Annotated in this window: 25 protein-coding genes and 1 pseudogene; 19 read left to right on the top strand and 7 right to left on the bottom strand. The window is 75.0% G+C overall.

Annotation, left to right across the window (positions count from 1 at the left end):
• Positions 1–12 precede the first annotated feature (12 nt).
• The 7 genes from KUM39_RS14205 to KUM39_RS28690 all read left to right on the top strand — a co-directional run bounded on the left by KUM39_RS14205 (position 13) and on the right by KUM39_RS28690 (position 4,158).
• Positions 13–279 (top strand): gas vesicle protein GvpG, encoded by a 267-nt coding sequence (locus KUM39_RS14205; RefSeq protein WP_217785963.1) that lies wholly within the window; start codon positions 13–15, stop codon positions 277–279.
• The gene (locus KUM39_RS14200; RefSeq protein ID WP_217785962.1) at positions 276–1,277 is read left to right on the top strand and encodes a DNA primase; all 1,002 of its coding nucleotides are present in this window, start codon (positions 276–278) and stop codon (positions 1,275–1,277) included. The genes KUM39_RS14205 and KUM39_RS14200 overlap by 4 nt, the downstream gene beginning before the upstream one ends.
• Positions 1,274–2,419, top strand: coding sequence for an SRPBCC family protein (locus tag KUM39_RS14195; RefSeq protein ID WP_217785961.1), 1,146 nt, complete (start codon positions 1,274–1,276; stop codon positions 2,417–2,419). Before KUM39_RS14200 ends, KUM39_RS14195 begins: the two co-directional genes overlap by 4 nt.
• On the top strand, positions 2,416–2,766 hold the full coding sequence (locus tag KUM39_RS14190) for a gas vesicle protein (RefSeq protein WP_217785960.1): 351 nt from the start codon (positions 2,416–2,418) through the stop codon (positions 2,764–2,766). The genes KUM39_RS14195 and KUM39_RS14190 overlap by 4 nt, the downstream gene beginning before the upstream one ends.
• The gene (locus KUM39_RS14185; RefSeq protein WP_217785959.1) at positions 2,763–3,545 is read left to right on the top strand and encodes a GvpL/GvpF family gas vesicle protein; all 783 of its coding nucleotides are present in this window, start codon (positions 2,763–2,765) and stop codon (positions 3,543–3,545) included. The genes KUM39_RS14190 and KUM39_RS14185 overlap by 4 nt, the downstream gene beginning before the upstream one ends.
• Positions 3,542–3,763, top strand: a complete 222-nt coding sequence (locus KUM39_RS14180) for a gas vesicle protein (RefSeq protein WP_217785958.1) — start codon at positions 3,542–3,544, stop codon at positions 3,761–3,763. The genes KUM39_RS14185 and KUM39_RS14180 overlap by 4 nt, the downstream gene beginning before the upstream one ends.
• Before the next feature lie 137 nt (positions 3,764–3,900).
• Entirely contained in the window at positions 3,901–4,158 is a 258-nt protein-coding gene (locus tag KUM39_RS28690; RefSeq protein ID WP_217786017.1) for a gas vesicle protein K, read from the top strand.
• Between the two features lie 24 nt (positions 4,159–4,182).
• On the opposite strand, the gene KUM39_RS14170 is transcribed toward KUM39_RS28690, so the two are convergent.
• Both KUM39_RS14170 and KUM39_RS14165 read right to left on the bottom strand, forming a co-directional pair.
• On the bottom strand, positions 4,183–5,004 hold the full coding sequence (locus KUM39_RS14170) for a class I SAM-dependent methyltransferase (RefSeq protein WP_217785957.1): 822 nt from the start codon (positions 5,002–5,004) through the stop codon (positions 4,183–4,185).
• 119 nt (positions 5,005–5,123) lie between these two features.
• The gene (locus KUM39_RS14165) at positions 5,124–6,611 is read right to left on the bottom strand and encodes a bifunctional phosphatase PAP2/diacylglycerol kinase family protein (RefSeq protein ID WP_217785956.1); all 1,488 of its coding nucleotides are present in this window, start codon (positions 6,609–6,611) and stop codon (positions 5,124–5,126) included.
• 84 nt (positions 6,612–6,695) lie between these two features.
• Between KUM39_RS14165 and KUM39_RS14160 the strand changes: the two genes are divergently transcribed.
• The 3 genes from KUM39_RS14160 to KUM39_RS14150 all read left to right on the top strand — a co-directional run bounded on the left by KUM39_RS14160 (position 6,696) and on the right by KUM39_RS14150 (position 9,447).
• Complete coding sequence (locus KUM39_RS14160) at positions 6,696–7,352, top strand: histidine phosphatase family protein (protein WP_217785955.1); 657 nt, start codon at positions 6,696–6,698, stop codon at positions 7,350–7,352.
• A gap of 80 nt (positions 7,353–7,432) precedes the next feature.
• Positions 7,433–9,052 carry an ABC-F family ATP-binding cassette domain-containing protein gene (locus KUM39_RS14155; RefSeq protein ID WP_217785954.1) on the top strand — a complete coding sequence of 540 codons (1,620 nt, stop codon included), beginning with the start codon at positions 7,433–7,435 and terminating at the stop codon, positions 9,050–9,052.
• A gap of 131 nt (positions 9,053–9,183) precedes the next feature.
• On the top strand, positions 9,184–9,447 hold the full coding sequence (locus tag KUM39_RS14150) for a DUF6158 family protein (RefSeq protein ID WP_217785953.1): 264 nt from the start codon (positions 9,184–9,186) through the stop codon (positions 9,445–9,447).
• A gap of 81 nt (positions 9,448–9,528) precedes the next feature.
• Here the strand turns inward: KUM39_RS14150 and KUM39_RS14145 are convergent, their stop codons facing one another.
• The gene (locus KUM39_RS14145; RefSeq protein ID WP_217785952.1) at positions 9,529–10,071 is read right to left on the bottom strand and encodes a type 1 glutamine amidotransferase domain-containing protein; all 543 of its coding nucleotides are present in this window, start codon (positions 10,069–10,071) and stop codon (positions 9,529–9,531) included.
• 303 nt (positions 10,072–10,374) lie between these two features.
• Between KUM39_RS14145 and KUM39_RS28575 the strand changes: the two genes are divergently transcribed.
• The 3 genes from KUM39_RS28575 (at position 10,375) to KUM39_RS14130 (ending at position 13,681) form a co-directional block, all read left to right on the top strand.
• Positions 10,375–11,022 carry a hypothetical protein gene (locus KUM39_RS28575; RefSeq protein ID WP_217785951.1) on the top strand — a complete coding sequence of 216 codons (648 nt, stop codon included), beginning with the start codon at positions 10,375–10,377 and terminating at the stop codon, positions 11,020–11,022.
• 214 nt (positions 11,023–11,236) lie between these two features.
• Positions 11,237–12,478, top strand: coding sequence for an aminotransferase class I/II-fold pyridoxal phosphate-dependent enzyme (locus tag KUM39_RS14135; RefSeq protein ID WP_217785950.1), 1,242 nt, complete (start codon positions 11,237–11,239; stop codon positions 12,476–12,478).
• A gap of 12 nt (positions 12,479–12,490) precedes the next feature.
• Positions 12,491–13,681: an MBL fold metallo-hydrolase gene (locus KUM39_RS14130; protein ID WP_246620114.1), complete on the top strand. Its 1,191-nt coding sequence runs from the start codon at positions 12,491–12,493 to the stop codon at positions 13,679–13,681.
• A 111-nt stretch (positions 13,682–13,792) separates the two neighbouring features.
• On the opposite strand, the gene KUM39_RS14125 is transcribed toward KUM39_RS14130, so the two are convergent.
• Both KUM39_RS14125 and KUM39_RS14120 read right to left on the bottom strand, forming a co-directional pair.
• Positions 13,793–14,527: a DedA family protein gene (locus KUM39_RS14125; protein WP_308288127.1), complete on the bottom strand. Its 735-nt coding sequence runs from the start codon at positions 14,525–14,527 to the stop codon at positions 13,793–13,795.
• Positions 14,524–15,297: an MBL fold metallo-hydrolase gene (locus tag KUM39_RS14120; protein WP_217785949.1), complete on the bottom strand. Its 774-nt coding sequence runs from the start codon at positions 15,295–15,297 to the stop codon at positions 14,524–14,526. Before KUM39_RS14120 ends, KUM39_RS14125 begins: the two co-directional genes overlap by 4 nt.
• 83 nt (positions 15,298–15,380) lie before the next feature.
• On the opposite strand from KUM39_RS14120, the gene KUM39_RS14115 reads away from it, so the two are divergent.
• From KUM39_RS14115 to KUM39_RS14105, 3 genes are all read left to right on the top strand, one after another.
• A complete protein-coding gene (locus KUM39_RS14115) occupies positions 15,381–15,812 on the top strand; it encodes a hypothetical protein (RefSeq protein ID WP_217785948.1) in 432 nt (143 codons plus the stop codon).
• A 78-nt stretch (positions 15,813–15,890) separates the two neighbouring features.
• Complete coding sequence (locus KUM39_RS14110; protein ID WP_372455756.1) at positions 15,891–18,161, top strand: phage holin family protein; 2,271 nt, start codon at positions 15,891–15,893, stop codon at positions 18,159–18,161.
• Between the two features lie 120 nt (positions 18,162–18,281).
• Positions 18,282–18,707, top strand: a complete 426-nt coding sequence (locus KUM39_RS14105; RefSeq protein ID WP_217785946.1) for an OsmC family protein — start codon at positions 18,282–18,284, stop codon at positions 18,705–18,707.
• 61 nt (positions 18,708–18,768) lie between these two features.
• Here the strand turns inward: KUM39_RS14105 and KUM39_RS14100 are convergent, their stop codons facing one another.
• Positions 18,769–19,632, bottom strand: a complete 864-nt coding sequence (locus tag KUM39_RS14100; RefSeq protein ID WP_217785945.1) for a Sco1979 family transcriptional regulator — start codon at positions 19,630–19,632, stop codon at positions 18,769–18,771.
• Between the two features lie 105 nt (positions 19,633–19,737).
• A complete protein-coding gene (locus KUM39_RS14095; protein WP_217785944.1) occupies positions 19,738–20,610 on the bottom strand; it encodes a helix-turn-helix domain-containing protein in 873 nt (290 codons plus the stop codon).
• A gap of 250 nt (positions 20,611–20,860) precedes the next feature.
• Between KUM39_RS14095 and KUM39_RS14090 the strand changes: the two genes are divergently transcribed.
• The 3 genes and pseudogenes from KUM39_RS14090 (at position 20,861) to KUM39_RS14080 (ending at position 22,826) form a co-directional block, all read left to right on the top strand.
• Entirely contained in the window at positions 20,861–21,166 is a 306-nt protein-coding gene (locus KUM39_RS14090) for a 4a-hydroxytetrahydrobiopterin dehydratase (RefSeq protein WP_217785943.1), read from the top strand.
• 4 nt (positions 21,167–21,170) lie between these two features.
• Positions 21,171–21,922: pseudogene (locus tag KUM39_RS14085) on the top strand (class I SAM-dependent methyltransferase).
• Positions 21,923–22,031: 109 nt separating this feature from the next.
• Positions 22,032–22,826: an SDR family NAD(P)-dependent oxidoreductase gene (locus tag KUM39_RS14080; protein ID WP_217785942.1), complete on the top strand. Its 795-nt coding sequence runs from the start codon at positions 22,032–22,034 to the stop codon at positions 22,824–22,826.
• The last annotated feature ends 68 nt before the right edge of the window (positions 22,827–22,894 follow it).

Genomic DNA, 22,894 nt, shown 5'->3' with positions numbered 1-22,894 from the left:
GAGGAGAACGACATGGGACTGATCGGCGAGGTGCTGCTGCTGCCGTTCGCGCCGGTGCGCGGCGGTGCCTGGGTGCTCGGTCAGGTGCTCCACGAGGCGGAGCGCGTCTATTACGACCCCGCCACCGTGCGGGCCGAACTCGGGGCACTGGAGAGACGGTTGGAGGCGGGCGAGATCACCGAGGAGGAGTTCGACCGTGCGGAGGACGAACTGCTCGACCGGCTGGAGACCGCCATGCGTTCGACCCACACGACCGGCGACGGGACGGCATCACCATGAATCGCACCGCACTGGGCCTCGCCATCGGGGCCGGATATCTGCTCGGACGCACAAAGAAGCTGAAGGTGGCCCTCGCGGTCGGCTCGGCGGTGGCGGGCAAGAAACTGAACATCACCCCGAAGGCCATCGGAGACCTTCTCCAGCAGCAGTTGCGTGACAACCCCCAGTTCAAGGAGATCGGGGACCAGTTGCGCAGCGATCTGACGGGTGTCGGCAAGGCCGCCTCCGGTGGGCTGGCGGAGCGCCAGATCAACGCGCTCGCCGACCGGCTGCACTCTCGTACCGTCAAGGTCCGCGACCAGTTGGCCGGGGTGCCGGCCACCGGCGGCGCGGGCGCCGGGAAGGACGGGCCGCCCGACGACGAGGACGAGGACGAATACGGCGTCGAGGGCGAGGAGTTCGACGACGAGGCGCAGGAGGACGAGGAAGAGCCGGAGGAGGACGAGGAGTTCGAGGACGAGGAGGAGGAAGCGGGCGAGGAGGAAGAGGAGCCCGAGGACGGGGAGTTCGAGGACAGGGACGAGGAGTTCGAGGACGAGGAGGAGCCCGAGGACGAGGACGACGAGGAGGGCGAGGAGGAGGAAGAGGAACCCGAGGAGGACGAGGAGCCGGAACCGGAGGAGGAGCCGGACGCGCGGCCTCCCCGGCGGAAGACCACCCGGAGGGCTCCGGCGAAGAAGGCACCCGCCGACAGGACCCCCGCGAAGAAGAGCGCCGCCCCCGCCAGGAAGAGCGCGCCCGCGAAGAAGTCCGCCCCCGCCAAGAAGGCAGCCGCGAAGAAGTCCGCGCCCGCCAAGAACACACCGGCCAGGACGGCCAAGAAGTCCGCGCCCGCGAAGAAGACCGCGACGGCGAAGAAGTCCGCCCCCGCGAAGAAGACCGCGCCCGCCCGGAAGAAGGCCGCCCCGGCCAAGAAGACCGCCGCGAAGAAGGCGGCCGGAGCCGGTGGCTCACGGGCGGGCCGCTCCCGGCGGTCGAAGGGTGATGACGACCGATGACGGACAGTTCCGCGCAGGAGAACGGCAAGGTCACGGGCAACCCGCTGTCCACGCTCGTGCACAGCGAGGCCGCCGACCGCCTGAAGGCGGAGGGGCAGGACTATCTCGCGGCACAGGCACAGCGGATGCTGGGAGGGCTGGGGGGCAAACTCGGCCAGGCCACGCAGAAGCTGACCGGCATGGCGGAGGAAGGCGGCGGCACGGCCAAACTGGCTCTCGACGGTGGCCGCAAGCTCGCCGAGGGCAAGGGCCCGGTGCGGTCCGCGCTCGAACTGGGCGCCGGCCGCGTCAAGGACAAGGTGAAGAGCGCCTTCGGCGGACTCGGCAAGGGCGGCAAGGGCAAGAGCGGCGGCAACAAGCCCACCGTCATCGTCGAGTCGGTGGACGTGGGGGTGCCCCTGCGCACCGCCTACGACCAGTGGACGCAGTACCAGGACTTCAGCACCTTCGCCAAGGGCGTCAAGAGTGCCAATCGGGCCGACGACACCCACTCCGACTGGCAGGCCAAGGTGTTCTGGTCCAGCCGCAGTTGGAAGGCGACCACCACCACGCAGGTCCCCGACCAGCGCATCCAGTGGACGTCCGAGGGCGCCAAGGGCAGCACCAAGGGCGTCGTCACCTTCCACTCGCTGGGCGACAACCTCACACGGGTCCTCCTCGTCGTCGAGTACTACCCGAGCGGCCTGTTCGAGAAGACCGGCAACATCTGGCGCGCCCAGGGCCGCCGCCTCCGGCTGGACCTGAAGAACTACGTCCGCTTCATCAGCCTCCGCGGCGAGGCCAAGGACAGCTGGCGCGGCGAGATCGAGGACGGCGAGGTCGTGCGCAGCCACGAGGACGCGGTCGCGGACGAAGAGGCCGAGCAGGAGGAGTCGGAGGAGGGCTCGGAGGACACCGAGGAGTACGAGGACGAGGAATCGGAGGACGCCGACGACGAGGAGTACGAGGACGCCTACGACGACGGGGACGCCGAGGAGGAGGAAGGCGACGAGGACGAGTACGAGGACGAGGAGGACTACGGCGACTCCGGTGAGGACGGCTACGAGGAGGGCGAGCCGGAGGACGACGACGAGGACGCCGCGGAGTACGAGGAGGAGTACGACGAGGAGCCCGAGCCCGCCGGTGGCGGGAGTCGTCGATGACCACGGCCCCCCGGTTCCCCGAGCCCTACGGGCAGGGCTCGGGTGCCAACCTCGCCGACATCCTGGAGCGCGTGCTCGACAAGGGCATCGTGATCGCCGGTGACATCCGGATCAACCTCCTCGACATCGAACTGCTCACCATCAAGCTCCGGTTGATCGTCGCCTCGGTGGACAAGGCCAAGGAGATGGGCATCGACTGGTGGGAGACCGACCCGGCGCTCTCCTCCGGTGCCCGCCGGGACCAACTCGTCCGGGAGAACACCGAGTTGCGGGAGCGGCTGGCCCGCCTTGAGGAGCTTCAGGGGCTGGAGCCCGGCCGGTCGCGCTCGCGCAAGGAGGTCCCGTGAGCGGTCTGCGCTACGTGTACGCCGTCAGCCGGCCCCTCGGGGCGCCCCTTCAGGCCGAGTTGGCCGGTGTCGGGGGTGCCCCGGCCGCGCTGCTGCACCACCACGGTCTGGTCGCGGTGGTCAGCACCGTCCCGGAGCACGACTTCGCCGAGGGCGCGCTGCGGGGCAACCTGGAGGACCTGGACTGGCTCGCGGCCACCGCCCGCGCCCACCAGGGTGTGATCGACGCGCTGACCTGCGTCACCACCCCCGTACCGCTCCGCCTCGCCACCGTCTTCCGTGACGACAGCGGAGTGCGGGCCATGATCGAGGCCCGCGAGGACGACTTCCGGCGTCTTCTCGACCGGCTGGACGGCCGGGTCGAGTGGGGTGTCAAGGTCTATCTCGACCGCGAACCCGCCGAGGCGGCGGCGCCGGTCGCCGCGAGGCCCGCCAGCGGCCGGGACTATCTGCGCGGGCGGCGCGAGAGCGCCCACCGGGGCGAGGAGCGGTGGCACACCGCCGAGACGTTCGCCACCGTCCTGCACGACCGGCTCGCCCACTTCGCGGAGGACGCCCGGCTGCATCCGCCGCAGAACGCGCGGCTCTCCGGGGAGTCGGGCCGCAACGTGCTCAACGCGGCCTATCTGGTGGGCCGTTCGCAATCCGAGGCGTTCGTGGAACTCGTGGACCGGAGCAAGGACGAGACGCCGGGCCTGCGCGTGGAACTGACCGGGCCGTGGGCCGCGTACTCGTTCGCGGGCGAGGCGCCCGCCGGGAGCGCGGGGGAGGAGCGGTGACCGTCGTGGAGCGCCGAGAGATCGCGCTCGTGGACCTGCTGGACCGGCTGCTCGCGGGCGGGGTCGTCATCACCGGCGACATCACTCTGCGCATCGCGGACGTGGACCTCGTACGCATCGACCTGAAGGCGCTGATCAGCTCCGTCAACGAGAACGTGTCCTCCCCCTTCGAACCGCCCCGTGTGCGCGGGCTCCCGCCGGGGGAGGAGGGGCGATGAGCGGCGGCCGCGGGGCGGACGGGACCGCCGCGCGCCGGGCCGACTCCGAACTGTTCTCCGCGCTCGGTGTGCCGGGCGGCGACCCGGCGTCCGCGCGGACGGGCTCCCGGCGCCCCGGCCGTACCCGCGCACTCGATCTGGAGCCGGACACCGTCGAGCGGGACCTCGTCGCACTCGTCCTCACCGTGGTCGAGCTGCTCCGCCAGCTCATGGAACGGCAGGCGGTGCGCCGCTTCGACACCGGGGAGCTGACCGAGGACCAGGAGGAGCGCGTCGGGCTCACCCTGATGCTGCTGGAGGACCGCATGGCCGAGCTGCGCGACCGCTACGGCCTGCGCCCCGAGGACCTCAACCTGGACCTTGGCCCGCTGGGTCCGCTGCTGCCCCGGGAGTGACCGGCCGCCTCCCGCGCGGGTGCCTCACGCGGGCTTGCGGCACAGGATCTCGCCGTGCAGCACCGCGAACCACCCGTCCTCCCGCGCACCCCACTCCCGCCACGCCTCCGACACCGCGCGCAGCCGCTCGGGCGTGGCGTGGCCGCCCGCCACGGCCCGGTCGGCGTAGGCGGAGGCCAGGGTGCGGTCCGCCCACAGCCCGCTCCACCAGGCGCGTTCCTCGTCGGTGGCGTAGGTCCAGGTGCTGGAGGTGGCGGTGATGTCCCGCGCGCCCGCCGCCAGCGCCCAGGACCTCAGGCGGCGGCCCGCGTCCGGTTCGCCGCCGTTGGCCCGCGCGACCCGTTCGTACAGGTCCCGCCAGTCGTCCAGACCGGGCACCGCCGGATACCAGGTCATCGCCGCGTAGTCGGCGTCGCGCACCGCCACGTATCCACCGGGCCTGGTCACCCGGAGCATCTCGGAGAGCGCGCGCACCGGGTCACCGACGTGCTGGAGGAGCTGATGGGCGTGGACGACGCAGAACGTGTCGTCGGGGAAGTCCAGCGCGTGCACGTCCGCGACCGCGAAGTCCACGTTGGTCAGCCCGCGTGCCGCCACCGTCGCACGGGCCCGGTCCAGGATGCCGGGCGCGTGGTCCACGGCGGTGACGTGCCCGTCCGGGACGCGTTCCGCGAGGTCGGCGGTGATGGTGCCCGGACCGCAGCCCACGTCGAGGACGCGCATGTGCGGGCGGAGCACCCCGAGCAGGTGGGCGGCCGAGTTGGCGGCGGTCCGCCAGGTGTGCGACCGCAGCACCGACTCGTGGTGCCCGTGCGTGTAGACGGCCGTCTCCCGCGCCTTTGGCATGGCTCTGCCCCTTCACGTCGTCCTCGCCCCGCGCTCCGTACGCTACGCGCCCGTGCCGCATGATGAGACCCGTGTGTCACCATGCGGACGACGTGCGGCGGGGCGGCGCGGGAGGGACGTCAGGACAGCGGGCGGTACACCGTCAGCGCCTCGGGGAGCTTCTCGATCAGCACGTCCCCGCCGATCTCGGTGACCTCGCCGTCGTAGGCGAGGGGGGTGCCCGGGGCCAGGCCGGTCAGGCGGAGCCGGTTCACCTGCTCCGCCGCGTGCGCGGGCGAGCGGGTCAGCGGACCGGCCGCCGCCGCGCCCAGCAGCCGCAGCGCGGGCCGCCGTCCGCCGTGCACCACCCGTACGTCCAGCAGTCCGTCCGCGAGGTCCGCGCGCCGTCCGGGGGCCAGCCCCATCCGGTGGTAGACGCCGTTGCCGACGAACAGCATCCACAACGGCCGCTCCTGGCCGCCCAGTTCGACCCGCAGCGGATGGCGCCGGGCCCGCAGCACCTTGTACGCGCCGAGCACCCCGGCCGGCCAGCTGCCGATCCGGGGCGACCAGTGCTCCCGCTCACGCACCAGATCCGGGTACACCCCGAGGCTCAGCGTGTTCAGGAAGATGCCCTCGCGGTCCCCGGCCCGGAACCGGCCCAGGTCCACCCGGACCGCCTCGCCCGCCCGCACCGCGTCCGCGAGCTTCCGCTCGTCCTCGATGCCCAGGTCGTACGCGAAGTGGTTCAGCGTGCCGCCGGGCAGCACCGCCAGCGGCAGGCCCCGGCGCAGCGCGACCGCCGCCGCGCTGTTCACCGTGCCGTCACCGCCGCACACCCCGAGCACCCGCGCACGCGCCGCCGCCTTCTCCAGCTCCGCGCCCACGTCCTCGGGGTCGCACTCCAGGATCTCCGCGCCCGGCAGCGCCTCCCGCAGCACCCGCACCCGGTCCGAGGTGCCCGACGCCTTGTTGGCGACCATGACCAGGCCCGCCCCGTCGGCCAGCGCGGGCGCCTCGGTGCGCGGCCGGGGCGGCGGCGCCACCTGGCTCCGCGTCGGCACCAGCCCGCGTACCGCGTATGCCGCGCCCACACCGAGCGCCGCGCCCGCCAGTACGTCGCTCGGGAAGTGCACCCCGGTGTAGACACGGGACGCGGCCACCGAGAACGCCACCGGCGCCACCACCGCGCCCCAGCCGGGCGACTCCAGTGCCACGCCCGCCGCGAACGCGGCGGCGGAGGCCGCGTGCCCGGACGGGAACGACGTGGTGATCGGCTGCCGCTTCAGCTGCCGCGCGGTCGGCACCGGGTCCAGGACCGGCCGGGCGCGGCGCACCGAGCGCTTGCCGAGCGTGTTGATGGTCAGCGAGGCCAGGCTCAGCGAGGCGATCCCGCGCGTCGCGGCCCGGCGGGCGCGCGGGCTGCGGCTCGCCGCGATCCCGGCCGCCACCGCGAACCACAGCACCCCGTGGTTGGCGCTCCGGCTCAGCCTCGGCAGCACCCCCTCGGCGCCCGGCCAGTGCCAGGCGGCGGCGGCCTCGAACAGCCGGGCGTCCGCGTCCAGCAGCCCGCGCAGGGCGGTCCGGCCGGACTTCGGGACGGCGGTCAGGTCCACATCTGCTCTCATGCGGGTCCGGTTACCCTGAACCAGCCGGTTCTTGTGCGCCGTGTACGCCGAGCGGCGGCCCCGGCCGACGCCAGGAGACCCCGGATGCGCCTGATCCTCGTCCGCCACGGCCAGACCCCCTCCAACCTGGAGGCGCTGCTCGACACCGCCGTTCCGGGGCCGGGTCTCACCCCGCTCGGCACCGAACAGGCCGCGGCGCTGCCCGCCGTCCTCGCGGACGAGACGATCGACGCCCTCTACGTCTCCACCCTGACCCGCACCCACCTCACCGCCGCCCCGCTCGCCGCCGCGCGCGGTCTCGCCGTCACCGTCCGCGACGGCATCCGGGAGATCGACGCGGGCGACCTGGAGATGCGGCCCGGCGCCGGACCCGACGGCGCCCGCTATCTGCGGACGGGGTTCGCCTGGGCGGACGGCGACCTCGACGCCCGGCTGCCCGGCGCGGAGAGCGGCGCCGACTTCCTCGGCCGGTACGACGCGGTGATCCGCGAGGCGGCCGACAGCGGTGCCAAGAGCGTCGTCATGGTCAGCCACGGCGCCGCGATCCGCGTCTGGACCGCCGCCCGCGCCACCAACGTCGGTGTGCCCTTCGCCGCCGCCCGGCCGCTGGAGAACACCGGCGTCGTCGTCCTGGACGGCGACCCGGACACCGGCTTCACGGTCCACACCTGGGCCGGAGCCACCGTCGTCCCGGCCGGTGAGGGCGGCCCGGCGGGCGAGCCGGTGGACCCGGAGCGCTGAGGAGCCGCCGTACGGGCCCCGGGAGCGGCTCCCGCATAACGGTTTGCCCCCGCCTCCGTGCGCCGCACAGAATGCCGGACATGGGACATCTCGAAGCCGCGCACCTGGAATACCACCTCCCCGACGGGAGGACGCTGCTCGGCGACGTCTCCTTCCGGGTCGGTGAGGGCGCGGCCGTCGCGCTGGTCGGCCCCAACGGCGCGGGCAAGACCACGTTGCTCCGGCTGATCTCCGGCGAGCTGAAACCGCACGGCGGCACGGTCACCGTCAGCGGCGGACTCGGTGTGATGCGCCAGTTCGTCGGCTCCGTGCGCGACGAGTCCACCGTGCGCGACCTGCTCGTCTCCGTCGCCCAGCCCCGGATCAGGGAAGCGGCGGCGGCCGTGGACCGCGCCGAGCACGCCATCCTCACCGTGGACGACGAGGCCGCCCAGATCGCCTACGCGCAGGCCCTGTCCGACTGGGCCGAGGTGCGCGGCTACGAGGCCGAGACCCTGTGGGACATGTGCACCACGGCCGCGCTCGGCATGCCGTACGACACCGCCCAGTGGCGCGAGGTCGGCACCCTCTCCGGCGGCGAGCAGAAGCGTCTCGTGCTGGAGGCGCTGCTGCGCGGCACCGACGAGGTCCTGCTCCTCGACGAGCCCGACAACTATCTCGACGTACCCGGCAAGCGGTGGCTGGAGCAGCAGCTCAAGGAGACCCGTAAGACCGTCCTGTTCGTCTCCCACGACCGTGAACTCCTCGCCCGCGCCGCCGAGAAGATCGTCTCCGTGGAGCCCGGCCCGGCCGGCGCCGACGCCTGGGTGCACGGCGCCGGATTCGCCACGTACCACGAGGCCCGGCGTGAACGCTTCGCCCGCTTCGAGGAGTTGCGGCGCCGCTGGGACGAGAAGCACGCCCAGCTGAAGAAGCTGGTGATCAACCTTCGGCAGGCCGCCGCCGTCAGCCACGAGATGGCCTCCCGGTACGCCGCCGCGCAGACCAGGCTGCGCAAGTTCGAGGAGGTGGGGCCGCCGCCCGAGCCGCCGCGCGAGCAGGACATCACCATGCGCCTCAAGGGCGGCCGTACCGGCATCCGCGCCGTCACCTGCGCGCACCTCGAACTCACCGGTCTGATGCGCCCGTTCGACCTGGAGGTGTTCTACGGCGAACGGGTCGCCGTGCTCGGCTCCAACGGGTCGGGGAAATCGCACTTCCTGCGTCTCCTCGCGGGCGAACAGGTCGCGCACACCGGCGAGTTCAAGCTCGGCGCGCGCGTCGTCGCCGGACACTTCGCGCAGACCCACGCGCACCCCGAGCTCAACGGCCGTACGCTGCTGGACATCCTGTGGAAGGAACACGCGCAGGACCGGGGCGCCGCGATGTCCCGGCTGCGCCGCTACGAGCTGACCGGCCAGGCCGAGCAGTCCTTCGACCGGCTCTCCGGCGGCCAGCAGGCCCGCTTCCAGATCCTGCTGCTGGAACTCCAGGGCGTCACCGCGCTGCTCCTCGACGAGCCCACCGACAACCTCGACCTGGAGTCCGCCGAAGCGCTCCAGGAGGGACTTGAGGCGTTCGACGGCACGGTCCTCTCCGTCACCCACGACCGCTGGTTCGCCCGCTCCTTCGACCGCTTCCTGGTCTTCGGCAGCGACGGCCGCGTCCGCGAGACCACCGAACCCGTCTGGGACGAGCGCCGGGTCGAGCGCGCCCGGTAGGGCCCGCAGGTCGGGCCCCGGGCACGCGGTACGGCGGGCGCGGTCCGGGTGGACAGGCCGCGTCCGCCGGTTGTTCGTACAGTGGTCCCAGGAGCCCGGACACGCGGAGCCACGAGGAGCGGGGTGCCACCATGACCGGAGTCAGCCCCAGTCGCCTGGACGACCAGCAGCTCATGAAAGAGCTGGCGACCATCCACCGCACGCGCCACGACACCCTCCTGTACGGCTCCAACGACGCGCTGCGCGTCCACAACGAACGCATGGCCCAGCTGGAGGGCGAGTACCTGCGGCGCAACCCGCGCCGCCTGGTCAGCGCCGGCCGCACCCGCGAGGGCGCCCGCGAACGGGTCTGCGGGGAGACGGCACCGGGCCCGGTGGACCGTATGGCCACCTGAGCGCACCCGTGCGGGCCGGACCGACCCCAGGGGCGGTCCGGCCCGCACGCGCGCCGCGCCGCGGGTCCGGGCGTCGGCGGCTCAGGCGCCCGCCTCGGAGAACACCCGGACGAACGTGGCGCAGAACGCCTTCAGATCGTCCGGCCTGCGGCTGGTGACCAGGGTGTTCGGCCCGCCCTCGCAGACCTCGACCTCCGCGTCCACCCAGGTGCCGCCCGCGTTGACGATGTCGGTGCGCACGCTCGGCCAGGAGGTCAGCGTCCGCCCGCGCAGCACGTCCGCCTCCACCAGCGTCCAGGCCGCGTGACAGATCGCCGCGACCGGCAGACCCCGGTCGAAGAACTCCCGCGCGAACGCCACGGCCTTCTCGTCGGTGCGGAGGAAGTCCGGGTTGGCCACCCCGCCCGGCAGCACCAGCGCGCCGAACGACGCGGCCGACGTCTCGCCGACGACCTCGTCCACGGTGAAGGTGTCCGCCTTGTCCAGGTGGTCGAACGCCTGGATCTCACCGGCGTCCGTCGAGACCAGCACCGGTTCGTGGCCCGCGTTCACCGCCGCCTGCCACGGCTCGGTCAGCTCCACCTGCTCGACGCCCTCGGGGGCCACCAGGAACGCGATACGCATGAAACCTCACCTCTCTCGTCGTCAGCGGCCCGGCGGGTGACCCGGCCGGGCCGCCGGAAAACCTCCGAGCGCCGTGCCATGAGTCACCCGCCCGGCCGTTCGCGTCCCGCGAATGGGGCACGGCCGCGCGCGCCCCGCCGCCCGGCGGGCTCTCATGGCACCGGGGACGCGACGGAAGCGTCCCCGCTCCGCACGGCACGCGGCGCGTACGGCGTCCGGGCACGGCGGAGCCCCGCCGGTCCCGAGGACCTGAGCCCCGCCTCGCGCACCGCCCCAACGCCGTCTCGCCGAGGAGCCCGCCCCATGCGCCGCACCGCCCGGCCCCAGCGCCCCGCCGCCCGCGCCCTGTCCGCCGCCGTCCTGGCCGGGACGGCGCTCGTCGTGGCGGGGCCGGTCAGTACCGCGTCCGCGTGGACGCCCGCGGCGGAGACCGCGGCCGCGCCCGCCCGCGTCTGCGACGACCCCGCCGCCCCGGCCGCCGACGCCGGGGACGTCCCCGTACCGGTGCCTCCGCCGGGGAACGGCGACGCCGGGTCCTGCGACGTGGGCCCGCCGCTCGCCGACGAGCCGGGCGCGGCGCGCGAACCCGGCCCGGTGGCCGAACCCTCCGGTACGGGCCGGGTCCCCGCCCCCACCCCGACCCGCCGCCCCGAACCGGCGGCACCCCAGACCCCCGGCGGCGGCCAGTGGCAGCCCTCCGGCACGGGCCAGGAGTCCGGTACGGGACACACCGGGCAGGACTGCCGCCAGGACCGGGACAGCGGCGGCGACAGCTGGGACGGCGGCGACGACTGTGGTCCCGGCACCGTGCAGGGCGGCGTACAGGCCGGTCAGGGCGGGGCGCACACGCCGTCCGTGCCCGCGCTGGCCGCGGGCGGCGCCCTGATCGTCGCCGCCTGCGCGGGCGCCGCCCACCGGCTGCTCGGCCGCCGGAGGCCCGCCGCCCGCTGACCGCCCGGCGGACGGGACCCACCGTGCGGTACGGAACCCCGCCCCCCGCCCGCCGCACTCACCGGCCATGCAACGGCGCGGGCCGGGTACACACCTTCCCGGGGGCATCAGCGGCGGACACCCGGCCCGCGCGTCACAGGGGCCGGGCATCCGGACGCCGGGGCGGGTGAGGGCGGGACCACGGGACGGCACCACGGACTGCGCGGAGGCGGAGATGCGGCGGACGGGCGAGGAGGGGCACGGCCCCGTCCGCTACGGCCCGCCGCTGCCCGGCGACGGACTGCCCGTGCTGCCCGAACTCGCCGCCGTGCTCGCGGCGGCGGCCCACCGCGCCGACCCCACGCCGGTCGGCGGCACCCCGGTACTGCTGGAGGCCGCCTGCGGCCACTGGACCCGGCGCGGGCTGCCCACGCACCCCGGCCGGGTGGCCGCCGCGCCCGGCGCCGCCCCGCTGCTGCTCGCCGTCACCGCCGCGCTCGCCGGGGACGACGGCGACATCCTGCTCCCGCGCCCCTCGCCCGCCTGGTGGACGCCGTGCGCCCGGCTGCTGGGCCGCCCCGCCTTCCACGTACCGACCCCGCCCGAGAGCGGCGGCGTACCCGACCCGTACGCCCTGCTGGAGACGGTACGGCGGGTGCGCGCCGAGGGCGGGCGGCCCCGGCTGCTGGTGCTGTCGCCCGCCGACGACCCCACCGCCACCGTCGCCCCGCCCGAGCTGCTGCACGAGACCGCCGAGGTGGCCGCCGCCGAGGGACTGCACCTGATCAGCGACGAGACCTGGCGGGACACCGTGCACCGCCCGCACGACACGGCCCCGGTCGGCCCGGCCGGGATGCTGCCCGGCCGGGTCACCGTCGTCACCGACCTCGCCGGTGCCGCGCTGCCGCCCGGCTGGCCCGCCGCCGTCGCCCGGTTCCCCGAGGGACCCGAGGGCGCGGCCCTGCACGCCCGCGTCCTCGATGTGCTCACCGCGCTCGGAGCCCGGATCGCCGCGCCCGTCACGGCCGCCGCCGCGTACGCCCTCGACGAGCCCCGGCCCGTCGTCCACCGCCGCGAGTCCGCCGTACGCCTGCACGCGCGGCTCGCCGGAGCCCTGCACCGCGCGGTCGTGGACGCCGGGGCGCTCGCCCTGCTCCCGCGCGCCGGACGGCACCTGTACGCCGACCTCGAACCGCTGCGCGCCCCCCTCGCCCGGCGCGGCGCGGGCGACGCCCAGGAGCTGGAGGACCTGCTCACCGGGCTGCTCGGCGTCCCCGTCGCGGGCGGCCACCGCTTCGGGGACGACCTCGGCGCGCTGCGGGTACGGCTCACCACCGCGCCCCTGACCGGCACCGGCGACCGGGAGCGGGTGCTGAGCCTCACCTCATCGAATCCGCTGGAACTACCCCATGTACGCGGTGCGTTGGCGTCCCTGACGTCCGCGCTCGACGACCTTCGCGACGAAGCCCGGCGATAGGGAGCCTCCCCGATGACGCAGCAGACGCACGAGCCCGAGCCCGCCACCACGGCCCCGAGCCCGGTCGGCGGCGAAACCGGCGCGCCCCTCGACTCCGTGCCTCTCGACTCCGTGCCTCTCGACTCCGTGCCTCTCGACTCCGTGCCCCTCGACACGGCGGCCCCGGACACCCCCGTCTCCGCCCCCCACGCGGAGGCCCCGGACGCCCCCGCCCCGCCGCCGCCCGCGCCCCACCCCCCGCTCGCCGAACCCCGCCCGCTGGGCGAGCACCGGGTGTGGCCGCGTGCCTTCCACGACCGGCTGACCGCGCCGCTGCCCGACCTGAAGTCGATGGCCCGCTTCGCCCGCGAGGGTGCCGTACGCCCCGGTCCCGAGGGCCTCGCGGACGTGCCGCTGCTGCCGTACGAGCCCCGGCCGCTGCCCCGCACCGGTACCGATGCCCTCTCCATCACCTGGGCGGGGCACGCCAGTTGGGTCGTCCGGATCGGCGGCCTCACCGTCCTCACCGACCCGGTGTGGTCCCGGCGCATCCTCGGCACCCCGGCCCGGGTCACTCCGGTCGGCGTGCCCTGGGACAGCCTGCCGCCGGTGGACGCGGTGGTCATCAGCCACAACCACTACGACCACCTGGACGCGCCCACCCTGCGCCGACTCCCGCGCGAAACCCCGGTGTTCGTGCCCGCCGGGCTCGGACGCTGGTTCCGGCGGCGCCGGTTCACCCACGTCACCGAGCTGGACTGGTGGGAGGGTGCCCAACTGTCCGGTGTGCGCTTCGACTTCGTGCCCGCGCACCACTGGTCCAAGCGCACCCTCACCGACACCTGCCGCAGTCTGTGGGGCGGCTGGGTGCTCACCGACACCGACGGACGGCGCCTGTACTTCGCCGGGGACACCGGGTACGGCCACTGGTTCTCCCGCATCGGCCGCCGCTACCCCGGCATCGACGTGGCCCTGATGCCCATCGGCGCCTACAACCCGCGCTGGTGGCTCCGCGACGTCCACTGCGACCCCGAGGAAGCCGTACGGGCCACTCTGGACCTCGGCGCCCGCCGGATGGCGCCCATGCACTGGGGCACCTTCGTCCTCTCCGCCGAACCCGTCCTCGAACCCCTCACCCGGGTCCGCACGGCCTGGGAGAAGGAGGGGCTCGACCGGGCAGACCTGTGGGACCTGCCGGTCGGGTCGTCGCGGGTGCTGGAGTAGCAGGAGGTCCGGGGCAGACCAAGTGGCCCCGTAGGCACGAGAGTTGGGGAATCGGAGCCGTTCACGCGCGGGCACCGCGGCACCGCGCCGTGAACGCACCGTCCCTCTCGGCTACTTCCCGCCCGCCGCTCCACCGGCGTGTCCCGCCTCACCGGCCCCCGTACGCCCCGCTTCCCCCGTACGCTCCGTGTCCCGCTCCCCGCCCCGCACCGCGGCCCTGACCCGGCGCACCAGCGCCGGTACCGCGCCGACCGCGAGGGTGAGCAGGATCGCCGCGACCACGCCCTCCCAGGGCTCCTGGAACAGCGAGCCGCCCAGGATGCCGATCACCTGGTACGTCAGCGTCCAGGCCAGGCACGCGGGCAGGTTGCCCCGGCAGAAGCGGCGCAGCGGCCACTCGGCGAGCAGACAGGCCAGCATCACGGGTATCCGGCCCGCCGGTATCAGCCGGGACAGCACCAGCACCGCCACCCCGTGGTCGGCCAGCTTCACCTGGGCCTGCGCCAGCCGTTCCTCCGGCGCCCGGGACCGGATCGCGGCCAGCCAGCGGGACCCGTTCCTGGAGTGCAGGCCGCGCCGCCCCAGCCAGTACAGCGCCGCGTCCCCGAGGAACGCGGCGAGCGAGGCGGTGACGAACACCAGCAGCAGGGCGAACGGCGAGGTCTGGTGGAACGCCACCACCGCCGCCGAACTCACCAGCGCCCCCGTCGGCACCACCGGCACCAGCGCCCCGATCAGCACCAGCAGGAACAGCGAGGGGTAGCCGAGAGCCTGCTGCGTCGCCTCGGCCGGGGTCACCGGCACGGGCAGCGCGGCGAGCAGGACGACGGCGGCCGTCGGTCTCACCGGGCGACCTCCAGCCGGAAGCTCTCCCCGTGCCCCAGCCGGTGCACGGCCACCTCGGGCGCCGCCTCGGCCGACAGCCGCACGAACTCGTCGCCGGGCGTGTGGAATTCGTGCGGGCGGACCGCGTCCATCCCGATCGGCCAGTACGTGCCGTAGTGCACCGGCACCGCCGCGCGCGGGGCCAGCCGCGCCAGCGCCCGCGCCGCCCGGCCCGCGTCCAGGTGCCCCTCGCCGAGGTACGGCCCCCAGCCGCCGACCGGGAGCAGCGCCACGTCCACCGGGCCGACCTCGTCGGCCATCGTGTCGAACAGGCCGGTGTCCCCGGCGAAGTAGGTGCGCGCCTCGCCCTCCACGACGTACCCGAGCGCGGGGGAGCGGTGCGGGCCGACCGGCAGCCGCCGACCGTCGTGCAGCGCGGACACCACCCGCACCCGCAGCTCACCGACCCGGACCGTGTCGCCCGGCACCACCTCGGTCACCCTGAGGTCCCGCAACCGGCGCAGGCCCGGCACCGCGCGCGGCGCACCGCGCGGCACCAGCAGCCGGGTGCCCGGCGCGAGCTCGGCCAGCGACGGCAGGTGCAGATGGTCGGCGTGCAGATGCGAGACCAGCGCCAGGTCCGCCCGCCGGTCCCCGGCGGGCGGCAACCCGCCCCGGCGGCGCCGCAGATGGGCCAGCCTCCGCGCGAACAGCGGATCGGTGAGCACCCGCGTGCCCGAGTCCCGCAGCCCGCAGGTCGCATGGCCCCACCACGTGATCTCCACCGGCACCGACCCCGCCTCCTCCGCTCGACTCCCACGAAGCCTACGCGCGGGGGTAGGGTCGGCGGCGAACCCGGAGGTGAGGGGACGCGATGGGACAACTGCCAGACACCGGCGGCGGACCCGCGACGCCACGGGTCACCGCGATCGCGGGCCTGACCCCGCTGGAGGAACTGGAACGCGACCCCTTCCTCGTGGACTCCCGCGGCCAGCACGCCATGTGCGCCCGCTGGGCCGCCGAGCACGGGTACGTCGTCGCCCGTGAACTCCTCGTGCACGGGCTGCGGTTCGACCACGCCGCGCTCTGGGACGGGGTCCGGCCGGGCCTCGACCTGTTCGTCGCGCCCAGTCCGCGGGTGCTGCGCCGCGCCCTGTCCTCGGTGGAGGACTTCACCGCCGAGTGCGCCCGGCGCGGGGTCCGGGTGGAGCTGGCCGGCCACCCCGAACCCGTCTACGACGCCCGGATGAAGGCGTGTGTGCACCGCAGGCTGTCCATGCCGACCGCCGGTTACGACGGCCGCTGACCTCCGCCGGGCGCGGCGGGTGTGGCAGGGTGGGGACGGCCCGCCGCCCGAGCGGGCAGGGACATGAGGTGGGCGGTCGTGCGGGGCGTGCGCTGGCGGCGGATCGCCGTCCGGGTCGGACGGGGTCTCACCGTGTGGGCGGTCTCCACGGTCACCCTGCTGGTGCTCGCCGGGCTGCTGCCCGACTTCCGGCTCCAGTCGGCCGGGGGCGACAGCGCCACCCGGACAGCGGTCACCGCAGCCTGCGGCGCCGGGGCGTTCGCCCTGCTGTCGGCGCTGGTCTGGCCGCTGCTGGTGCGGCTGCTGCTCCTGGTGCCCGCGCTGGTCCTCGGGGTGCTGGTCTTCTTCCTCAACGGGTCGCTGCTGCTGCTCGCGCTGCGCGTCAACCCCTCCGGACGCGCCGAGGTCGCGCCCGAGACCGCCGTCGTCGTGGCCGCCGTGATGTCCGCCGTCGCCTCCGCGACCGGCGGCGCGCTCGCCGTCCGCGACGACGACGCCTACCGGCGCCGCCTGGCCCGCCTCGCGCTGCGCCGCCGCAGAACCGGGCCGCCCTGCGCGACCACGCCCGGCCTGGTCTGCGTCCAGCTCGACGGCGTCGGCCACGACGTGCTGGTGGACGCCGTCCGCGCCGGACGGATGCCGACCGTGGCCCGGTGGCTCGGGGCGGCACCGGGGGGCCTGCCGCTCGGGGTGCCGGGCCAGCCGCCCGACGGCGTCCGGGTACCGGCGCGGAACCCCGCCCCGCCCGCACCGGCACCGGAGGGCCCCGCCACCCACACCCTCACCGCCTGGCGCACCGACTGGTCCAGCCAGACCGGCGCCAGCCAGCTCGGCATCCTGCACGGCAGCACGTACGACATCCCCGCGTTCCGCTGGTACGAGAAGGAGCGCGGCGAGGTCGTCGTGTGCAACCGGCCCACCAGCGCCGCCGAACTGCAGCGCCGGGCCGTGGAGCGCACCGGCGACGACGGACTCCTCGCCCTGGACGGCGCCAGCCGGGGCAACCTCTTCGGCGGCGGCGCGGCCGAGCAGGCGCTCGTGCTGTCCATCGCCGCCCGCCGCCGGGGCCGCGGCACCCGCTCCCGCGCCGGGTACTTCGCCTACTTCTCCGACCCCGCCAACGCGGTGCGCACCGCTCTGTCGTTCGGCGCCGAAGTCGCCCGCGAGATCGGTGAGTCGCTGACCGCCCGCGCCCGCGGGCAGCGCCCCCGCGTCGGACGCGGCGGCCTCTACCCGCTGGTCCGCGCCTTCGCCACCGTCGTCGAACGGGACGTGGTGGTGGCCGCGGTGATGGGCGACCTGCTCGCCGGACGCACCGCCGTCTACGCCGACCTCGTCGCCTACGACGAGGTCGCCCACCACTCCGGGCCGTGCGGCGCCGACGCGGCCAAGGTCCTCCAGCGCCTGGACCGGTCCCTCGCGCTGATCGAGCGGGCCGCCGAACACGCGCCCCGCCCCTACCGGCTGGTCGTCCTCTCCGACCACGGACAGAGCCCCGGCGAGACCTTCCACGCCCGCTACGGCCTCACCCTCGCCGACCTCGTCCGGGCGGGCTGCGGACTGCACGTGCCCCGCCGCGCGGAGCGCACCCGCAGCGGCGCCGAGGCCCGCAACGCCGTACGCGCCGCCCTGGGCCGCCCCGACCCCGCCGACGGCGCCACCCCGCGCGAACGCCCCGCGCACGGCACCGAACCCGTCGTGCTGGCCTCCGGCAACCTCGGTCTGGTCTCCTTCCCGGACGTCCCGCACCGGATGAGCCGGGAGGAGATCGACGCCCGGCACCCGGCGCTGCTCACCACCCTCGCCGACCACCCCGGCATCGGCTTCCTGCTGGTGCGCAGCGAACGGCACGGCGGGGTCGTCCTCGGGCCGCACGGCACCGAGATCCCCCTCGCGGACCTGGACGAGAACCCCGGACCGCTGGAGCGGTTCGGGCCCGGCGCCGCCGACGCGGTGCGCCGCACGCACGGCTTCCCGCACACCGCCGACATCATGGTGAACTCCGCGTACGAGCCCGAGGACGGCGAAGTCCTCGCGTTCGAGGAGCAGATCGGCTCGCACGGCGGCCTCGGCGGCGCCCAGTCCCACCCGTTCCTGCTCTCCCCGCTGACGCTCTCCCCGCCGGTCGCGCCCGGGGAGGAACTGGTCGGCGCCGAGCAGGTGCACCACCTGCTGCGCCGCTGGCTGCGCGAGAGCGACGGCCCGCGGGTCCGCGTACCCGGCAGCCGCACGGCGGAGCCCGCCGCCCGCGAGCAACCGGAGGAACCGGAGGAACCGGAGGAAGCGGGGGAACCGGAGGGGCCGGACGGCCCCGAGGAGCCCGAGCCGGAGCGCGAGCACGCCGCCTGACGGCCGCCGCAAGCCCCAACTCGCCCTGCGGCGGCCCGGTCCTGGGACCGCCGGGGGTGCGGATGTGATCGGATGGGGTACCGGGACCCGCACACGGGACCACACGCGAAAGGAACCACCGTGGCCACCACGCGCACCGCGCACACCGTCTGGGAAGGCGACCTGCTCAAGGGCAACGGAGTCGTCACGTTCGACTCCTCCGGCATCGGCGAGCAGCCGGTGTCGTGGCCCTCGCGCGCCGAGCAGGCGAACGGGAAGACCAGCCCCGAGGAGCTGATCGCCGCCGCGCACTCCAGCTGCTACTCGATGGCCCTCTCGCACGGCCTGGCCGGCGCCGGTACCCCGCCCACCCGGGTGGAGACCAAGGCCGACGTCACCTTCCAGCCGGGCACCGGCATCACCGGCATCCACCTGACCGTGCGTGCCGAGGTCCCCGGCCTCGACGAGCCGGGCTTCCAGGCCGCCGCCGAGGACGCCAAGAAGAACTGCCCGGTCAGCCAGGCGCTCGCCGGTACGACGATCACGCTCACGGCCGAGCTGGCCTGACACCCCGTCGCGCGCCCGGCGCCCGCGCCCCGGCACCCGCCGGGACGCGGGCGCCGGGGGCTCAGAGCCGCTCGCGGAACTCCAGCAGCAGCTTCCGGGTGCGCTGCGCGGACGCGGCCAGCGCCGTCATGTGGTCCAGCACCTCCAGGTGCGTGGCCACCTCGCGCCGGGCGTCCAGATACAGCGCGCCGGTCAGGTACTCGGTGAACACCATGTCCGGCAACTCCGGCTCGGCGAACCGGAACAGCGTGAACGGCGCGTACGTCCCCGGATGCGGGCCCGCCGCGAACTCCGCGATCTGCAGGGTGACCCGGTCCCGCTCGGCGTACTCCAGCAGCCGGTCCAGCTGGTCGCGCATCACCTCGGGCCGCCCGCTGATCGGCCGCCGCAGCACCGTCTCGTCGATGATCACCCACAGGTGGGGCGGGTTGTCGCCGTCCAGCAGCCGCTGCCGCTCCATCCGCAGCGACACGTGCCGGTCCACCACCTCGGGACCGAGCCGCCCGACCGTGCCCGCCTCCATCACGGTCCGCGCGTACGCCTCGGTCTGGAGCAGGCCGGGCACGAAGTGCGGCTCGTAGGAGCGGATGACGCGGGCCGAGCCCTCCAGGCTGACGTACAGGCTGAACCAGTCCGGCAGGGCGTCGTGGAACCGCTGCCACCAGCCCGGCTGGTTCGCCTCCTCCGCCAGCCGCACGAACACGGCGGCCTCGTCGGCGGGCACCCCGTAGGTGGTGAGCAGCACCTGCACGTACGGGATCTTCAGGGCGACCTCGGCCGTCTCCATCCGCCGCACGGTCGCCGCCGTGACCCGGAGCACCCGCGCCGCCTCGTCACGGCCGAGACCCGCCGCCTCCCGCAGCTCCTGCAACCGCCTGCCGAGCACCACCTGACCCACGGTGGGTGCCGTCCGACGCTCACTCACGCCACGCCTCCCCTGCGTACCGTTACAGATCCTCGCAGTCTGTCATGTCCCGGCCCGCTCGCACACCCGTCCTGGCCGGATCGTGTCCTCGCCGGTGTCCGCATCTCAACCGGCCAGCGTGTGCAGGTACTTGGCGGTCGCCGGGTCGGCCGGGAGGAACGTCTCGATGGCCAGCTCGGACACCGTGACGTCCATCGGGGTGTTGAAGGTGGAGATCGACGACACGAACGACAGCACCCGGCCCGCGTGCTCGATCCGCAGCGGCAGCGCGAAGTACGCCACCGGCCCGGCGGGTTCCTCGTCCGCCGGGCCCTCGGGCACTGGGTACGCGACGACCTCGTCGTACAGCGCGCGCAGCCGGTCCGAGCGGTGCAGCGCGATGTCCCGCTCCATCTGCGCCAGCAGATGCCCGCGCCACTGACGCAGGTTGCGGATGCGGGGCGCCAGCCCCTCCGGGTGCAGGGTGAGCCGCATCGCGTTCGGCCCGTCCGCCGACAGCCGCTCCGGTACGCCCTCCAGCAGCAGGGCGATGCCCCGGTTGGCGGCGACCACCGTGTACCCGGCGTCCACCACCAGCGCCGGGTACGGCTCGTAGCCCTGGATGAGGCGTTCCATGCCGTCGCGCAGCGCTTCCAGCGCCGGGTCGTGCAGCGGGGTCTCCGGGAAGCGGGGCGCGTAACCGGCCGCCAGCAGCAGGGCGTTGCGCTCGCGGACCGGTACCTCCAGGTGCTCGGCCAGCCGCAGCACCATCTCCTCGCTCGGCCGGGACCGCCCGGTCTCCACGAAGCTGATGTGCCGGGCCGAGGAGTCGGCGCGCAGCGCCAGTTCCAGCTGCGGCATCCGCCGCCGCTCCCGCCAGGCCCGCAGCAGCGGCCCGACCCCGCCCTCCGCCTTCCCTGCGGCGCCCCGCGCGGGTGCGGCGCGTCCGGTGCGGGCGGCGGGGGAGGCGGCGGCGGTGCCGGTGGCGACGGGGCTCATGCCCCTGACCGTAGCCGAGCCGACCCCGCCGCGTACCGGCCCGTTCACACCCCGTACCGGCCCGTCCGGCGCGGGCACCCGGTGCGGGCGGTCACGGTTCACCCGACCGTGGGAGGCTGGGACGGGGGTACCCGGCGCACGAGGACCCCGCGTACGCGACCCCGCACCGGCGCACCCCTCGCGCGCGAGGACGTGTGTGTGACGCGAGGACCTGCGACGCGAGGACGTGTGAGGAGAGGCAGGAACCGTCATGGCCGACGCACCGCTCGCCCCGGAGGAGATCGCGGACCTGCTTGCCGCGCTGCCCGGCTGGACCGTGGAGGAGGGCCGCCTGACCCGCGCCTACCGGGCGGCCTCGCACCGGGCGGCCGCTGCCCTGGTCGCCCATGTCGCCGTCATCCAGGACGAGTTGGACCACCACGGCGACCTGACCCTCAGCTACGACACCGTCCGCCTCTCTGTGCACACGCACAGCGCGGGCGGCGCCCTCACCGCACGGGACTTCGCCCTCGCACGCCGAGTGGCGGACATCGCCCCCGCCCACTTGCCACACTGAGAGCGTGCTGGACTACGACAAGGAAGCCGACGCCTACGACACCCTGCGCGGCGGCGCGGCGCGGGCGCGGGCGGCTGCCGACGCCGTCCTGGGTCTGCTGCCGGCCGTGCACGCCCCGGCCGACCGCCCCGGCCGACTGCTGGACACCGGCTGCGGCACCGGCATCGTCACCCGCCTGCTCGCCGGGGCGCTGCCCGCGCTGCGGGTGACCGGGGTGGACCGCTCCACCGGCATGGCGGCCCGCGCCGCCGCCCGGCTGCCCGGTGCCGTGCTGCTCGCGGACAGCCGCCGACTCCCGTTCCCCGACCGGACGTTCGACGCCGTCACCGGTGTCTGGCTGCTGCATCTGTTGCCCCGCCCGGCCGGGGTCCGTGCCGTCCTCGCGGAGTGCGCGCGGGTGCTGCGGCCCGGCGGCACCCTGGTCGTCACCGTGGACAAGTCCGCCGCGCACGACGTCGGCAGCGACATCGACACCGTGCTGCTGCCCCGCCCCCGCCGGACCGCCCCGGACGACGCCGGGGCCGTCACCGCCCTCGCCGCCGAACAGGGCCTCACCCTCACCGGACGGGCCGAGTTCAGGGCCGCAGTCCCCGCAGCACCGTCGCCGACCTGAACCGGGGCTGGTTCACCCTGCTCCCGCCCGGTGAGGCGCGCACCGAGGAGTTCGCCGCCCGCCTCGCCGCACTCCCGGACCAGGACCGCCCGCGTGCCGACCCGGTGTTCCGGCTCCGGGCGTTCCGCAAGGGCGACGGCTGACGGGGCGGACGGGGGAGCGAGCGCCTGAACCCCGGGGCGCCGCCGTCACGTGTGCCCTTCCGTTGTCACCCGGTGTCCGGGTGAGCCATCGGCGGAACAGGAGCACACCATGTCCGGCCCCAGCCCCAGCCCCGCTCTCGACCTCAGCGGGCGGAAGGTCGTCGTCATCGGCGGTACCAGCGGCATCGGCCACGCCGTGGCCCGGCACCTACTGGACGCCGGGGGCGGCGCGGTCGTCACCGGGCGTACGCGGGCGCGTGCCGAGGAGGCGGCGGCGGCCCTCGCCCCGCACGGCCCGGCCGTCGGCCTGGCGGCGGACCTGGCCGATCCGGAGGCCGTTGACCGTCTGCGCGCCCTCCTCACCGAGGAACACGCCGACGCGGACCTCCTCGTCAACGCCGCCGGTGTCTTCGCCCCGAAGCCCTTCCTGGAGCACACGGCGGCCGACTACGACCGCTACCAGGCCCTCAACCGGGCCTTCTTCCTGCTCACCCAGACCTTCGCCGCCAACGTGATCGCCCGTGGCGCGAAGGGCTCCGTCGTCACCATCGGCTCCATGTGGGCGCACCAGGCCGTCGCCGCCACGCCCTCGTCGGCGTACTCGATGGCCAAGGCCGGACTGCACTCCCTCACCCAGCACCTGGCGATGGAACTCGCCCAGCACGGCATCCGCGTCAACGCGGTCGCCCCGGCCGTCGTCCGCACCCCGATCTACGAGGAGTTCATCCCGGCGGCCGACCTGGAATCCGCGCTCGACGGCTTCGCCCCCTTCCACCCCCTCGGCCGCACCGGCACCCCCGACGACGTGGCCGCCACCGTCGCCTTCCTGCTGTCCGACCGCACCGACTGGGTCACCGGCGCGGTGTGGGACGTGGACGGAGGCGTGATGGCCGGGCGCAACTGACCCGCCCCGGGTCCGTCCGACCACCCGTGCCCGTCCGACCGCCTGTGACCGGGCCCGCCGGTGACCGG

Origin of the sequence: Streptomyces corallincola, assembly GCF_019104725.1 — a bacterium.
GTDB lineage: Bacteria > Actinomycetota > Actinomycetes > Streptomycetales > Streptomycetaceae > Streptomyces > Streptomyces corallincola.
Note: the sequence above shows the minus strand (reverse complement) of the source record. Positions and strands in the feature narration are given on the sequence as shown.

Excerpts from the sequence above, each read along its gene's own strand:
- KUM39_RS14205 (WP_217785963.1), top strand. The coding sequence starts at position 13 with ATGGGACTGATCGGCGAGGTGCTGCTGCTGCCGTTCGCGCCGGTGCGC.
- KUM39_RS14200 (WP_217785962.1), top strand. The coding sequence starts at position 276 with ATGAATCGCACCGCACTGGGCCTCGCCATCGGGGCCGGATATCTGCTC.
- KUM39_RS14195 (WP_217785961.1), top strand. The coding sequence starts at position 1,274 with ATGACGGACAGTTCCGCGCAGGAGAACGGCAAGGTCACGGGCAACCCG.
- KUM39_RS14190 (WP_217785960.1), top strand. The coding sequence starts at position 2,416 with ATGACCACGGCCCCCCGGTTCCCCGAGCCCTACGGGCAGGGCTCGGGT.
- KUM39_RS14170 (WP_217785957.1), bottom strand. The coding sequence starts at position 5,004 with ATGCCAAAGGCGCGGGAGACGGCCGTCTACACGCACGGGCACCACGAG.
- KUM39_RS14165 (WP_217785956.1), bottom strand. The coding sequence starts at position 6,611 with ATGAGAGCAGATGTGGACCTGACCGCCGTCCCGAAGTCCGGCCGGACC.
- KUM39_RS14160 (WP_217785955.1), top strand. The coding sequence starts at position 6,696 with ATGCGCCTGATCCTCGTCCGCCACGGCCAGACCCCCTCCAACCTGGAG.
- KUM39_RS14155 (WP_217785954.1), top strand. The coding sequence starts at position 7,433 with ATGGGACATCTCGAAGCCGCGCACCTGGAATACCACCTCCCCGACGGG.
- KUM39_RS14150 (WP_217785953.1), top strand. The coding sequence starts at position 9,184 with ATGACCGGAGTCAGCCCCAGTCGCCTGGACGACCAGCAGCTCATGAAA.
- KUM39_RS14145 (WP_217785952.1), bottom strand. The coding sequence starts at position 10,071 with ATGCGTATCGCGTTCCTGGTGGCCCCCGAGGGCGTCGAGCAGGTGGAG.
- KUM39_RS28575 (WP_217785951.1), top strand. The coding sequence starts at position 10,375 with ATGCGCCGCACCGCCCGGCCCCAGCGCCCCGCCGCCCGCGCCCTGTCC.
- KUM39_RS14135 (WP_217785950.1), top strand. The coding sequence starts at position 11,237 with ATGCGGCGGACGGGCGAGGAGGGGCACGGCCCCGTCCGCTACGGCCCG.
- KUM39_RS14130 (WP_246620114.1), top strand. The coding sequence starts at position 12,491 with ATGACGCAGCAGACGCACGAGCCCGAGCCCGCCACCACGGCCCCGAGC.
- KUM39_RS14115 (WP_217785948.1), top strand. The coding sequence starts at position 15,381 with ATGGGACAACTGCCAGACACCGGCGGCGGACCCGCGACGCCACGGGTC.
- KUM39_RS14095 (WP_217785944.1), bottom strand. The coding sequence starts at position 20,610 with ATGAGCCCCGTCGCCACCGGCACCGCCGCCGCCTCCCCCGCCGCCCGC.
- KUM39_RS14090 (WP_217785943.1), top strand. The coding sequence starts at position 20,861 with ATGGCCGACGCACCGCTCGCCCCGGAGGAGATCGCGGACCTGCTTGCC.
- KUM39_RS14080 (WP_217785942.1), top strand. The coding sequence starts at position 22,032 with ATGTCCGGCCCCAGCCCCAGCCCCGCTCTCGACCTCAGCGGGCGGAAG.